Source organism: Mesorhizobium sp. M2A.F.Ca.ET.039.01.1.1 (genome assembly GCF_003998035.1).
GTDB lineage: Bacteria > Pseudomonadota > Alphaproteobacteria > Rhizobiales > Rhizobiaceae > Mesorhizobium.
The window spans coordinates 1-550 of the sequence record NZ_RZRY01001461.1; the positions used below are offsets into that span (position 1 = coordinate 1).

Below are 550 nucleotides of genomic sequence, written 5' to 3' on the forward strand. Positions count from 1 at the left end.
CATCAGCAGCGCTCCCAGCATAGCGCCGAGCACGGTGCCGGAACCGCCGGCGAGCGAGGTGCCGCCGATGACGGCCGCGGCGATGACCAGCAGCTCGTCAAGCGTTCCGAGCGCATTGGTGGATGAATTCTGCCTGGCCGACGAGATCGCCGCCGCGATCGTCGCCAGCACGCCCATGATCATGAATACCTTCATGGTGATCCAGCGCGTGTTGATGCCGGCGAGGTTGGCCGCTTCCGGATTGCCGCCGATGGCGAAGACATAGCGGCCGAAGCGCGTGCGCTTGGTGACGAAGGTCATGATCAGGCCGACGGCGACCGCCATCAGCACCGGAATGGCGATGCCATGCGCGATGAACAGTCCGCCTTCGGGAACGGTGATGTTGTTGGCGGCGGCATAGCGGTTCACGATGCCGATCGGCCACGGATAGGAATTGGCAAGCCACACAGCGCCCAGGATGATCGCGCAGGTGACCGTGGCGAGCAGCGTCTCGGCCCAGACCGGACGCAGCGGGAAGCGGAAGCGCTTGCGCTGCACGCGACCGTTATAG

The 550-nt window shown here is 65.3% G+C and carries 1 pseudogene; it reads right to left on the reverse strand.

The features are described 5' to 3' along the window. Positions 1–550: pseudogene (locus tag EOA24_RS40445) on the reverse strand (sugar ABC transporter permease); the annotation flags it as partial.